The sequence below is a fragment of the Rhizobium sp. 32-5/1 genome, from assembly GCF_029537235.1.
Lineage (GTDB): Bacteria > Pseudomonadota > Alphaproteobacteria > Rhizobiales > Rhizobiaceae > Pararhizobium.
Map to the genome: position 1 here is coordinate 2,559,251 of NZ_CP120638.1, position 12,301 is coordinate 2,571,551.

At 59.0% G+C, this 12,301-nt stretch carries 7 protein-coding genes and 4 pseudogenes; 9 read left to right on the top strand and 2 right to left on the bottom strand.

The window, feature by feature from the left end; translation table 11 throughout:
- The first annotated feature begins 315 nt into the window (after positions 1 to 315).
- From P6U16_RS13005 to P6U16_RS13025, 5 genes and pseudogenes are all read left to right on the top strand, one after another.
- Positions 316 to 1,121 (top strand): annotated as a pseudogene (locus P6U16_RS13005) (transporter substrate-binding domain-containing protein).
- A gap of 66 nt (positions 1,122 to 1,187) precedes the next feature.
- Positions 1,188 to 2,468, top strand: coding sequence for an FAD-binding oxidoreductase (locus tag P6U16_RS13010; protein WP_277700922.1), 1,281 nt, complete (start codon positions 1,188 to 1,190; stop codon positions 2,466 to 2,468).
- 15 nt (positions 2,469 to 2,483) lie between these two features.
- Entirely contained in the window at positions 2,484 to 3,455 is a 972-nt protein-coding gene (locus P6U16_RS13015; protein WP_277700923.1) for an amino acid ABC transporter permease, read from the top strand.
- Positions 3,445 to 4,332 (top strand): DMT family transporter, encoded by an 888-nt coding sequence (locus tag P6U16_RS13020; protein WP_277700924.1) that lies wholly within the window; start codon positions 3,445 to 3,447, stop codon positions 4,330 to 4,332. Before P6U16_RS13015 ends, P6U16_RS13020 begins: the two co-directional genes overlap by 11 nt.
- 16 nt (positions 4,333 to 4,348) lie before the next feature.
- Positions 4,349 to 5,103 (top strand): annotated as a pseudogene (locus tag P6U16_RS13025) (amino acid ABC transporter ATP-binding protein).
- A gap of 14 nt (positions 5,104 to 5,117) precedes the next feature.
- Here the strand turns inward: P6U16_RS13025 and P6U16_RS13030 are convergent.
- Positions 5,118 to 5,929: pseudogene (locus P6U16_RS13030) on the bottom strand (PfkB family carbohydrate kinase).
- Positions 5,930 to 5,981: 52 nt separating this feature from the next.
- The gene (locus P6U16_RS13035) at positions 5,982 to 6,995 is read right to left on the bottom strand and encodes an SIS domain-containing protein (protein ID WP_277700925.1); all 1,014 of its coding nucleotides are present in this window, start codon (positions 6,993 to 6,995) and stop codon (positions 5,982 to 5,984) included.
- A gap of 232 nt (positions 6,996 to 7,227) precedes the next feature.
- On the opposite strand from P6U16_RS13035, the pseudogene P6U16_RS28380 reads away from it, so the two are divergent.
- The 4 genes and pseudogenes from P6U16_RS28380 to P6U16_RS13060 all read left to right on the top strand — a co-directional run bounded on the left by P6U16_RS28380 (position 7,228) and on the right by P6U16_RS13060 (position 12,277).
- Positions 7,228 to 7,958, top strand: a pseudogene (locus P6U16_RS28380) (GntR family transcriptional regulator).
- Positions 7,959 to 8,146: 188 nt separating this feature from the next.
- Positions 8,147 to 8,803 carry an ABC transporter ATP-binding protein gene (locus P6U16_RS13050; protein ID WP_277703839.1) on the top strand — a complete coding sequence of 219 codons (657 nt, stop codon included), beginning with the start codon at positions 8,147 to 8,149 and terminating at the stop codon, positions 8,801 to 8,803.
- Complete coding sequence (locus tag P6U16_RS13055) at positions 8,803 to 11,211, top strand: ABC transporter permease (RefSeq protein ID WP_277700928.1); 2,409 nt, start codon at positions 8,803 to 8,805, stop codon at positions 11,209 to 11,211. Before P6U16_RS13050 ends, P6U16_RS13055 begins: the two co-directional genes overlap by 1 nt.
- Entirely contained in the window at positions 11,201 to 12,277 is a 1,077-nt protein-coding gene (locus P6U16_RS13060; protein ID WP_277700929.1) for a lipocalin-like domain-containing protein, read from the top strand. Before P6U16_RS13055 ends, P6U16_RS13060 begins: the two co-directional genes overlap by 11 nt.
- Positions 12,278 to 12,301 lie beyond the last annotated feature (24 nt).

Below are 12,301 nucleotides of genomic sequence, written 5' to 3' on the forward strand. Positions count from 1 at the left end.
GCCGCAGGGATGGTGATGGAACACGACAGCGCATCCCTCACGCTGGCCTGCTATCTCGATCACGGCCTATCGGACGCCGGGCACGGCGCAACACAGTCTTGAGGATCGAGATGCACCGGACGCTCAACCTGAACTAGTGTGCAGATATCATCACAAAACGGCATCGTGTCATCATATTCTTTCATTTATCGATCCACGCAATCGCTTGACCCTTGGCAGTTTTCGCTTCTAGATGATGTTGTCTGACATCTTACAAAACGGGAACGTTGGCAAAAGCTGACAAACGGAGGATAGCATGAGACGGTTTTTGCACATCTGGCACTCGGTGCAGCCAGCCTTGCGTTCATCACAACGGCGCATGCCGGCGAAACGCTTGATCGCGTGATGGAGAAAAAGCAATGGTCGTTGCCACCAACAGTGGTTGGCCACCCCAGAGCTATCTGGACGACAACAACGAGATGGTCGGGTTCGATATCGACGTCTCCCGCGAAATCGCCAAACGTCTTGGCGTCGAGGTAAGCTTCGATACGCCGGACTGGGCAACGCTTACTGGCGGCCGTTGGCAGGGACGGTATGATTTGGGCGTCGGTTCTGTCACGCCCACAAAGCCGCGTGCCCAGGTCATCGATTTCGTCGGCGTCTACTATTACAGCCCCTACGTCTATGTTGTTCACAAGGACAGCCCTGCAAAGACCGTTGCCGACCTCAACGGCAAGATCATCGGTGTTGAAACTGCAACGACATCGGAGGACTTCATCCGCCGCCAGCTTGAAATCGACGCGCCTGGTCTGCCGCCGATCGAATACAAGATCGAGCCCGGCGAAATCCGGACATTTGCCGATTCCATGCTGCCTTTCGACGACTTGCGGCTTGGCGCCGGCGTCCGTCTGGACTCCGTCATTGCGCCGGAACAGACAGCGCAAAACGCCATCAAGAACGGGTATCCGCTTCGCGTTCTCGAGGGCGAATATGCGTTCAAGGAGCCGCTGGTGGTCATCGCCGAGAAGGTCGATCCGGAATGGACCGCAAAGGTCGGTGCGATCATCGCGGATATGAAGACGGACGGCACCCTCAAGACCCTGACGACCAAGTGGTATGGCAAGGACTACGCAGCCGACTGAGTTCGACATGAGCGCGGACGAATCCTCGTCCGCGCTTTCTTCAAAGTAGCCCTGCACGAGCATCCGATGTCATATCCCGATACCTACTACAGCCGAACAATGAGCGACAAGAAGGTCAGACCTGTGCTTGAAGGTCGGGCAGATTGCGATACGGTTATCATCGGTGCAGGGCTCGCTGGTCTGACAACTGCAGTCCAGCTGGCGCGGGCCGGTCATTCCGTCGTCGTGCTTGAGGCCGAAAGCATCGGCTTTGGCGCTTCCGGACGAAACGGCGGTTTCGTCAGTCCCGGATTTTCGACCGGGGGTGAGGATATTGCCCGCGCGGTCGGCGCTGATCACGCTCGAAAACTGCATCATCTATCGATCGAAGGCGTCGATTTCATTCGAGATACCATCCGCGATCTCGGCATCGAAACAGCGCGTTCGCAGCCAGGCATCCTGAGTGTGTTGCGTCACGACGGCGGCCCCGAACTGAAGGCCCATGCCCAGCATATGGAGCGGACATTCGGCTATCAGCTCGAATACCTCGAACGCGAGCAGGTCCAGTCGGTTCTGAAATCCGACCGCTACTATCAGGGACTGCGGGATGCGAAGGCCTTTCACTTGCATCCGCTGAACTATCTGCGTGCGATTGCTGCGGAATTCGAGCGGTTGGGCGGTCGAATTTACGAAAACTCGCCGGCAACCGCGACTGCCTTGGATGCTTCGGATAAAGTGGTTCAGACCGCGACCGGCCGGGTTCAGGCACGCCATGTCGTGTTCACGACCGGGGGCTACACCGGTTCGCTCGATGGCCGCCTGAAGCGCGCATTTCTGCCCATCGCCACCTATGTGATGTTGAGCGAGGAAGCTCCGGATTTGATACGCGAGGCGATCGCGACGACCGATGCTATCGGCGACAACCGGCGTGCGGGCGACTACTATCGTCTTGTTGACGGTGGCAAGCGCATCCTTTGGGGTGGGCGCATCACCACGCGGGCTGCCTCAACCGCAGCACTTGCCGGTGAACTGCGTCGCGAGATGACAGGAACATACCCGCAGCTTTCCGGGCTGAAAACGGAACTCGCCTGGTCCGGCCTCATGTCCTATGCGCGCCACCTCATGCCCCAGATAGGCGAGATGCAGCCGGGCGTTTGGCATTGCACCGCCTTTGGCGGGCATGGGCTCAATACGACGGCGATCGGCGGCAAACTCGTGGCTGAAGGCATCCTCGGGCAGAGTGATCGGCATACTCTGTTCAAGCCGTTCGGGCTGAGCTGGGCCGGTGGCATTGCGGGCCTTGCCGTGGCGCAACTCACCTATTGGAAACTGCAGGCACAGGATCGGTGGCGCGAACGCGCGGCCTGACTGGAAAGAGTGAACATGATTGGCCGTTTGATACTCAGCTACCCCGATGCCGCAAGGCGCACGGGCGTCGCTTTCATCCTTTTCGCAATCACAGCGGGCCTCTATGCAATGGGCATAAGCTCTGCATGGATCGGCTATCTGATCCCCGCAAGTTCAGGGTGGCTTGCCGATAACAACGGTCTCGGACGCTTGCTTGCAGCCGGCATGATCGCACTCATCCTTGCTGCCAACTGGATTGCCCTTCGCCAGCTGACACGCCGACAGCAGATCATCGGCGTCTGGTTGGAGCTTTTCCTGCTGTTGATGCTTTTCTTCTATTCCTTCAACCTCTCTCTGCCGTTTATCGCCAAGAAAATCGGATACATGATCTCGCAAGGGGTCGTGACCACACTTTACATCTCTGCGATTGCCATCGTGCTTGCCACGGGGATCGCGTTGGCGGGGGCGATCGCGAAACTGTCGAAGAACGGCGTGATTTACGGACTTGCCACGTTCTACACATCGCTGTTTCGCGGCCTGCCGCTTTTGATGCAGATCTACATCATCTATCTCGGACTTCCGCAGGTCGGCTACGTCATCGGTGCGGTTCCGGCAGGCATCCTGGCGCTGTCCCTGTGCTACGGCGCCTACATGACCGAGATTTTCCGGGCGGGTATACAAAGCATTTCGCGCGGACAATCCGAAGGCGCGACTGCGCTGGGATTGAGTTCCAGCCAAACCATGGGGCTGGTCATTCTGCCCCAGGCAATGCGGGTCATCATTCCCCCGACCGGCAACCAGTTCATTGCCATGCTCAAGGATTCGTCACTCGTATCCGTCGTCGGTGTCTGGGAAATCATGTACTTGGCGCGGACGCAGGGGCAGACCGAATTCCGGCATATCGAGATGTTGATCACCGCATCGATGATCTACTGGATCCTGTCGATCGGACTGGAATTCCTGCAGTCGCGCATCGAAGAACGTTTTGGACGCTTCAATGTCCGTTGAGGCAACGGCGGATAGGACACAAAGCCTTCCGGACGCCCGGTCCAATCTGCGGGCCGTTCTGGTGGTCCTTGTGGCTTTCTGTGCATTCTCCGCCACAGACGCCTTGGTCAAACTCCTGGCGCAGCGCTTTGCCGTGCCGCAAGTCACCTTCATGGTGACGGCCGCGGCGCTGGCTTTGATCGTGGCGCAGGCAGGGCTTACCCGCAATGCCAACGTCCTACGGCCGCGCTACCCTGGTCTTGCTTTGCTGCGGGCGCTTCTCCTTGCGGCAGATACGCTTCTTATCCACTACGCCTTTGCCACTCTGCCACTGGCCGAGGCTTATCTTCTCGCTTTTCTTACGCCCGTCATGGTGGCCATTCTTGCCTTTGCCCTGTTGGGAGAACGTCTGTCGACGCTTGCCTGGTCGGGCGTGCTGATCGGTTTCCTAGGCGTGGCGGTGGCATTGAGGCCTGGCGTCGCGCCACTGAACCTTGGTCATGCGGCAGCCGTCGGATCGGCACTTCTCTTTGCGCTGTCGCTCGTTCTTCTAAGACGCGCGAGGACGGACGAGTCCGACAGCGCGCTTGTGGCGACGTTGCTCGCAATGCTGACGATGATCGCGCTCGCCATTGCGTTGATCAATGGAGGCCTTGCGCCGGTGAGTGGCAGGGACGTGGCGTTGGCATGCCTCGCCGGTGCCTTGATGTTTGTCGGTCATATGCTGCTCGTCCGGGCTTTTCGTATCGGCGATGCCTCGATCGTCGCTCCATTCCAATACAGCCAGATCATCTGGGGCATGGTGTATGGCGCCGTTCTGTTTGCGGCGCCGGTGGAGCTTCATACGCTGGCTGGCGCCACGATCATTATTCTGTCCGGCTGGCTTGTCCTGAAATAATTTTTGGAGGAACACCATGAACTCTCAGCTTCCCCTGGATAAAGCCGAAATCGTGCTGCGTGGCGTCCACAAATGGTACGGCCAGTTCCATGCACTTGACGACATCAACCTCTCGATAGCGCCCCGCGAAAAAGTGGTGATCTGCGGACCGTCCGGATCGGGAAATCCACGCTGATCCGGTGTGTCAATCGGCTGGAAGCCCATCAGCAAGGTCAAATCCTTGTCGGCGGCGTCGAAGTCGATGATGACGAACGAAAGGCTGACATCATACGGCGCGGCATTGGGATGGTGTTCCAGCAGTTCAACCTCTTTCCGCATCTGACCATTCTGGAGAACTGCATTCTTGCACCGATGTGGGTCAAGAAGCTTCCGCGTCAACACGCTATCGATATTGCAATGACCTTCCTGGAACGGGTTCGCATTCCCGAGCAGGTTCATAAATATCCAGGCCAGCTTTCCGGCGGTCAGCAGCAGCGTGTCGCCATTGCCCGTGCGCTCTGCATGAACCCGAAGGTCATGCTGTTCGACGAGCCGACCTCGGCGCTCGATCCGGAGATGGTCAAGGAAGTGCTCGATACGATGGTGGAACTGGCCGGAGAAGGCATGACGATGGTCTGCGTGACGCATGAAATGGGTTTTGCCCGCCAGGTCGCCGACCGGGTGATTTTCATGGATCAGGGCCGCATCGTCGAGGAAGGCAAGCCGGATGATTTCTTCGCCCGGCCGAATACCGACCGCGCCAGCCTCTTCCTCAGCCAGCTTCTGCACTAGGAACAATGATGCCGTCAGAGTGGCGCGGGGGCCTGCGGAAAGCCGCCGACATGCCCGCAGGTCAACGCGGCATGATCCCTTCCAGCCTCAAGGCAGGCCTCAAGCGTCATTCCGCCGATCCTGGCCGAGAGGAAGCCGGCGATGAAGCTGTCGCCGGCACCGGTGGTGTCGATCACCTCGACCGGCATGATGCCCGTTGAAGCGTGCTCGCGGCTATCGCCTGCGATGGACCCTTTGCACCTCTCGTGATCACGGCAAGGCCTGCGCCCTGTTCAAGGAAGTCGCTGACCATGCGTTCGGCAGGTCCATCCTCTTCGCCGGCCGAACCGAATGCGATGCTCAGGCCATCGACGCTGCGATTGACAGCTTCGGCATTGACGGAGATATCCTGGGAGACGCTCACCCCAGCGGCGGACAGGGCGCGCTTCAGCGCTCCGCCATCGTCCAGCCATCCGATATGGACGTGATCCATCGATTTCAGGGCTTCGACTTCCAGGGTAGAGGGCGCATAGCCGGCGCAGGCGCCGAAATCCTCATAAGCAAAGACACGTTCGCCTGATTCCAGAACGTCAATGTTGGTATAGGCCGTGACGCCTGGTCGCCCCTGCAGATAGTCAGTCCGAACCCCGTTCGACTGCAGGATGTGTCTTGTTCTCTGCCCATCCTGATCTTTTCCAACAGCGCCAAAATAGAAGGATACATGTCCAAGCCGCGCGAGCTGCACCGCAACGTTGACGGCATTTCCGCCGATCAGCGATTGGCCGACAGGCGGCTGGAAGCGGTCGATGCAGTTGTCGCCGACGGATGCGAAGCGGAGTTGTTTCATGCAGGCTTCCTGTCAGGGCAGTGAAGAGGGTAGAAGCGATTTCGCAGGCTGCTCAGTAGGCGACCTGCTTGTAATAGCGGCGCGTCGTGAGCGGATGATCGCGCAGCACTTCGAGATGGGCGCTGATGCGCTCCAGCACCGTGGCGAGAAGGACCGGCGAAATCATGGCGCGAACTTCGGAGGAAATGCCCGGCAGGTCGAACTGTGCCGTGTCCAGCACCGTCAGCTTGTCTGTATAGTTAGGGGCAAAATTCTCGATGCGTTCAGCCAGCGGACGCAGGGCATCCTCGCCCTTGAACAGGATGACGCTGACGTCCTTTTCGACAAGCTCCAGCGTTCCATGGAAAAAGTCAGAGGCGTGCACGGGGCGAGTGCGGATCCATTGCATTTCTTCCAGGATGCACATGCCGTAGTAGAAGGCCTGCGGCCAGACGTTTCCGGCACCGGTGACGATATGATAATCGGATGCCGCCAGCGTCCGGGCGAAGGCTTCAGCCTTCGGCTCGTATGCGCGCTTGACCTCTATGAGGAGCTTCGGGAGTTGCGAAAGCTCGGTCGCCAGTTGTTCGTAGTTTGCGATCTCACCGCGGTGTTTCATGATCGAAAGAGCGATGAAAAGCGACTGCAGATAGAAGGACTCGCAGGATGTGTCGTCCTCGGCAAAGTTGACGAAGACATGGTCTCCACCCTTGCCGAGCGGTGTTTCCGCGTGGCCGACAAGTGTCAGCACGGTCGCGCCGATCTCCTTGAGCTTGGCGAGAAGAGCGACGCTTTCCTTTGTCGTGCCGGATAGCGACGGCATGACGACGATCGACTTTTCGGTGAGGTTGGCCGAACCGGTGATCACGAGTTCGGCGGGCAGGCCGACGAACGCTGGAAAGCGGGACTTGGCCTGCAAAAGCTGGGCTGCCGGCTGCATCAGGATTGCCGCCCCGCCAGTGCCAAGGAAGAACACATTTTCCGCACCGGCCGAAAGGCAGGACGCGATCACCTGATCCAGGCGCGTCCGCAGTGAGACGGCTCCGGTCTGGATGCGCAGGAACCTTTGTTCGTCAAAATTCAGCATGGTCGTGTCTCGCTCGATTTGGGGCACCGATGCCCCGTTGCATTTGAAAATGTTGTAAGACAACTGACATCTTGTGTTTTTGTTGTCAACGATCGGGTTGTGCTGATTTTTCATAGCATCATGCCCGAGCGCCATCGACAGCAGACTAGGGCCTCAAGCGCCGATGGTTGACCTTCGTAAATTTGTCAGACAAGAACAATTAATGCCACTCAAGCTTCAGATGAGGTCACCGTTGGACGAGCCTATCCGCGATACACGCACATTGGTCATTCAGCTGCGCGATCGTATCGCCAACCTGATCAAGGATGACGGCTTGAAGCCGGGGGACAAACTTCCCACCGAAGCGCAATTGACGCAGCGCTTCAAGATTTCACGGCCCGCGCTGCGGGAAGCACTCAAGCTTCTCGAACAGGATGACATCATTTTTGTAGAACATGGCCGCGGCCGTTTTGTATCGGCAATGTCGGCGGTGACGGTCGAGCGGCCGATTACCGTCTTTGAAAGCGTCACGGACATGACGCAGCACTACGGCTACAAGACCGAGAACCGGGTCCTGTCCATCGCAGAGGAGCTTCCCGATGCGACGGTAGCCGGGCATCTCAAGCTTGCGCCGGGGAAAGAGTAATCCGGCTTGAGCGCCTGCGGCTGCTGAAAGACGAACCGATCATGTACTGCATCGACTATGTGCCGCGGGAAATCATTCCGGCACGATTGTTTGACGTCGACTGGAGCGGTTCGCTTCTGGCTCTGCTCGAGCGTTATCGCAACCGGCCGCGCATGTCGGCCGCCCGGGTTTCGTCTGTCATGCTCCCTGATGATGTTGCAGAGCGCAACGATCTGCGTGGTTTTGGTCCAGCGCTGCTCATTCAGGAAACTTGCTATAATGCGGCAGGCACCCCGGTGATCCACGCCGTGGACTATCACCGCGGCACACACTTCTCGTTCAGCCTGGTGCGGAAATAAGGGGTGCGATCACTCCTTTAATGGAATTTTCGACGAAATTCTCACGCGTTCAAGGTGGTTTATGGAACGAACTGAATACAGCGGGCCGGCGGAATGAAAATGAACTGGCCGTTGGACAATACGGGTTACAATAGTCGTCGTAGCGCCTACATCAGTTGAAGTCTCCCTCAATGATTGATCCGCGCCCAATGCTGCTGTCTATACGAAACGTCAAAAAATCCTATACGACCGCCGAGGGGCGCCTGGAAATACTCAGGGGTATCGATTTCGATCTCGACGCTGGCGAGAGCGTGGCACTGACCGGCGAGTCAGGCAGTGGCAAAAGCACGCTACTCCATCTGGCTGCTGGCCTTGATCATGCCGACGGTGGCGAGATCGTCTCCAGCGGACACGCGCTGGCCGATCTCGATGACAAAGGGCGGGCCGAATATCGGCGCACGTCGGTGGGGCTGGTGTTCCAGCAATTCAACCTCATTCCATCCCTCGATGTGGGCGCCAATATTTCCTTCCACGCCAAGCTTGCCGGTCGCTACGATCCTCGCTGGGAGCAAGAACTCGTGACACTGCTTGGCATCAAGATGCTGCTTTCACGTTATCCGGAACAACTTTCCGGCGGCCAGCAGCAGCGGGTCGCAATCGGCCGGACCTTGGCTGCAAAGCCGCCGCTGGTGCTTGCGGATGAGCCGACCGGAAACCTGGATGAAGCGACGGGAGATGCAGTCCTTGCCCTGATGCTGTCGCTGACGAAGAGTGCGGGGGCGGCATTGCTTTTGGTGACCCATTCTTCAAGGCTCGCGGCGGCTCTCGACCGGCGGGTTCACCTTCGCGGCGGAAAAGTCGTCTGATGCGCTGGACTGCCGCGACGGCCCTTCTCTCACATTGGCGGCGCCATCCCCTTCAACTTGTCACCCTGCTTTTCGGTCTCTCGTTGGCGACAGCGCTTTGGTCCGGCGTTCAGGCCATAAACGCCGAAGCGCGGGCAAGCTATGCACGCGCCGCTTCGGTTCTGGATCAGAACGAACTGACACAACTGGTGCCGCGGGATGGCGATGGCATACCGCAAGGTACCTATGCACGATTGAGACGAGCAGGCTGGGACGTGTCGCCGGTTAGTGAGGGCGAGTATCGCTTTGGTGCCGTGCGCTTGCGGATCATTGGTGTCGATCCCCTGACCATGCCTGCGACGGCAGGAGGTTTCGAAGAGGCAACATCTGATCTGACTGCGTTCATATCAGAGCCCGGTATGCTCATGGTTTCGCAAGCGACCGCATTGCGGCTTGAGGGAAATACGGACATGCGGCTGAAGGTGTCAGTTGACGTACCTGATGGAGCGGGATTCGTCGATATCAGCATCGCTGATCGATTGCTCAAAAAACAAGGCGAACTGACCCGTCTCGTCGTTGCCGCGGATCAAAGGCCCGATCTCCCGTCCATCGACAGCCTGGCACCCGAGATCGTCGTCCAACCTCCTGGCGAACGGCCCGACGTCGCCCAGTTGACCGACAGCTTTCACCTCAATCTCACGGCGTTCGGGTTTCTCGCCTTTGCGGTCGGTCTCTTCATCGTTTATGCCGCGATTGGTCTGGCCTTCGATCAACGACGGGCAACCTTCCGGACTCTGCGCTCCCTTGGCCTTTCGCTGTCTTCGCTCACTCTGCTGCTGATCACAGAACTTTTGGCGCTGGCATTCCTGGCCGGGCTCATCGGTGTCGTGATGGGATATTTCGTTGCTTCCTTTCTTCTTCCGGGCGTCGCGGCGACCCTTCAGGGCCTTTACGGCGCCAGCGTGCCCGGAACGCTTTCGATCCGGCCTGAATGGTGGGCAACGGGTCTCGGGATAGCGATCGCCGGCACGATCGTCTCCTCGGCGCAAGGCCTTTGGCGGGTTTACCGGATGCCCTTGCTGACGGCTGCGCAGCCGCGCGCCTGGGCGCGCGCTTCAGCCAATGGCATCAGGCTGCAGCTTCTCATGGGCTCAGGTCTGCTTCTTGCATCGGTCCTTCTCGCAACCTTCGGGGATGGTCTCGCGGTCGGCTTCGCCGTGCTGGGGTCGCTGCTTTTGGGGTCGGCACTGGTGCTTCCGGGTGTGCTGGCGGGCGGTCTTGTTATCATGCAAAGACGGTCGTCGGGTGCCTTGGCTGGCTGGTTCTGGGCCGATACGCGGCAACAACTGCCCGCCCTGTCGCTTGCCCTTATGGCCTTGCTGCTGGCGCTCGCCGCCAATGTCGGGGTCGGAACGATGGTCTCCAGTTTCCGCCTCACCTTTATCGGTTGGCTCGACCAGCGGCTTGCCGCCGAGCTTTACGTCACGGCCCGCAACGAAGAGGAGGCTGCGCGGCTACGGGCCTGGCTTCCGAACCATTCGATATCGGTGCTGCCGATCTGGAGTGTGGAGGGTGAGGTGCTGGGAGAGCGCCTGCAGATTTTCGGTGCGGCGGCAAACGACCCCACCTACCGCGACAACTGGCCCTTATTGTCGGGCACGGCGGATGTCTGGGATCGCGTCGCTATGGGTCAAGGTGCGCTGGCGAACGAGCAACTCTGGCGGCGCAAGGGACTAGCCATCGGCAACACACTCGCCTTGCCTGGTGGATGGAGCATCCCGGTCGTCGGCGTCTATTCGGATTACGGCAACCCCAAGGGGCAGGTTATCGTCGGTATCGATAGTCTGACGGAACGCTACCCCGATGTTTCCAAACTTCGATATGGCGTTCGCATCGCCCCGGCTAAGGCAGCCGCCTTGCAGGAAAGTCTGACGGCCGAATTTGGTCTTCCCGCGGAGAACATTGTCGATCAGGCCAGCCTGAAGCGCCAGTCGCGTGCGGTGTTCGACCAGACATTCGCCGTGACCGGCGCGTTGAATGTCTTTACGCTCGGCGTTGCGGGTTTTGCGATGTTTTCGAGCCTGTTGACGCTGTCAGGTATCCGGCTGCCGCAACTTGCTCCTGTTTGGGCGATGGGTATCCGGCGTCGCGATCTTGCCATGCTGGAAGTGTTGCGCACGCTCGTGCTTTGGCTCGCAACCTTTGCCGCCGCCATCCCCGTCGGCCTGGCGCTTGCCTGGGTGCTGCTCACAATCGTCAATGTCGAGGCTTTCGGCTGGCGCCTGCCGATGCGGATCTTCCCCATGGACTGGCTGATCCTTGGGCTGGTGGCACTCGCAGCAGCGATCCTGTCGGTTTTTATCCCACTGCGCCGACTGGCGACGATCGGTCCGGCGGAACTGCTGAGAGTGTTTGCGAATGAACGCTAGACAAATAATGGTCGTGCTTGCTGCCATCATGCTCACGGTGGCCTTCCCCGTTTCTGCAATTCCACAGGGTTTTGCCGGACTGGGCTCGACCGCTGACGGCTTCGCAATTCCGACGGCCGGCCGGCAGTTCCTGTTTCCCGCCGATCACGGCGCGCATCCCGATTACCGGATCGAATGGTGGTACGTGACAGCCAACCTGCAGGCCGAAGATGGAACACAATATGGTGTCCAATGGACATTGTTCCGTTCGGCGCTTGCCCCTAAAACAGAGCCCGGCTGGTCGGACCCGCAGCTGTGGATGGGCCATGCGGCGCTAACCACAAAAGACCGGCATTTCGTTGCGGAGAAGCTTGGCCGTGGCGGCGTCGGCCAGGCCGGCGTCGTGCTAGAACCATTCTCCGTCTTTATCGATGACTGGGAAATGAAAGGACTGCTTCCTTCAGGAAACGATCCGACCGCCAAAGTGAGCCTGAACGCCGCCGGCAAGGATTTCAGCTATTCGCTGACGCTGACAGCCAATGGTCCATTGGTCTTGCAGGGTGATCGCGGCCATTCGGTCAAGTCTGCCGAGGGGCAGGCCGGCTACTACTACTCGCAACCATTCTACGAGGCTTCGGGCACGCTCGACATCGGCGGAACGACCGTCCGCGTCACGGGCAAGGCTTGGCTTGATCGGGAATGGTCGTCGCAGCCCTTGGCCAAGGATCAGACCGGTTGGGAGTGGTTCTCGCTGCACCTGGACTCCGGCGAAAAGCTAATGGTATTCCGGCTGCGTGACGGCGGAGCGGGCTATACATCGGCAAACTGGATCTCCCTTGATGGAACGCCGACGCTTTTGCCGCCGGGATCTTTGGAAATTTCGCCTGTTCGTTCTGCACAGATCGGAGCTCGCACCGTTCCAGTTGCGTGGCGCGTCCGCATTCCGGAACGAGATTTCGATGTGACGACAACGCCGTTGAACGATCAGGCGTGGATGAACACTTTTACACCCTACTGGGAGGGACCCCTCACCTTTGAGGGTAGTTCCAAGGGCCAAGGCTATCTGGAGATGACCGGCTATGACTGAGACCGAGGCTTTGGTCTTCTTGGG

What these genes read in the sequence shown, in the direction of transcription:
- P6U16_RS13010 (WP_277700922.1), top strand. Translation starts at nt 1,188, where the DNA reads ATGTCATATCCCGATACCTACTACAGCCGAACAATGAGCGACAAGAAG.
- P6U16_RS13015 (WP_277700923.1), top strand. Translation starts at nt 2,484, where the DNA reads ATGATTGGCCGTTTGATACTCAGCTACCCCGATGCCGCAAGGCGCACG.
- P6U16_RS13020 (WP_277700924.1), top strand. Translation starts at nt 3,445, where the DNA reads ATGTCCGTTGAGGCAACGGCGGATAGGACACAAAGCCTTCCGGACGCC.
- P6U16_RS13035 (WP_277700925.1), bottom strand. Translation starts at nt 6,995, where the DNA reads ATGCTGAATTTTGACGAACAAAGGTTCCTGCGCATCCAGACCGGAGCC.
- P6U16_RS13050 (WP_277703839.1), top strand. Translation starts at nt 8,147, where the DNA reads ATGCTGCTGTCTATACGAAACGTCAAAAAATCCTATACGACCGCCGAG.
- P6U16_RS13055 (WP_277700928.1), top strand. Translation starts at nt 8,803, where the DNA reads ATGCGCTGGACTGCCGCGACGGCCCTTCTCTCACATTGGCGGCGCCAT.
- P6U16_RS13060 (WP_277700929.1), top strand. Translation starts at nt 11,201, where the DNA reads ATGAACGCTAGACAAATAATGGTCGTGCTTGCTGCCATCATGCTCACG.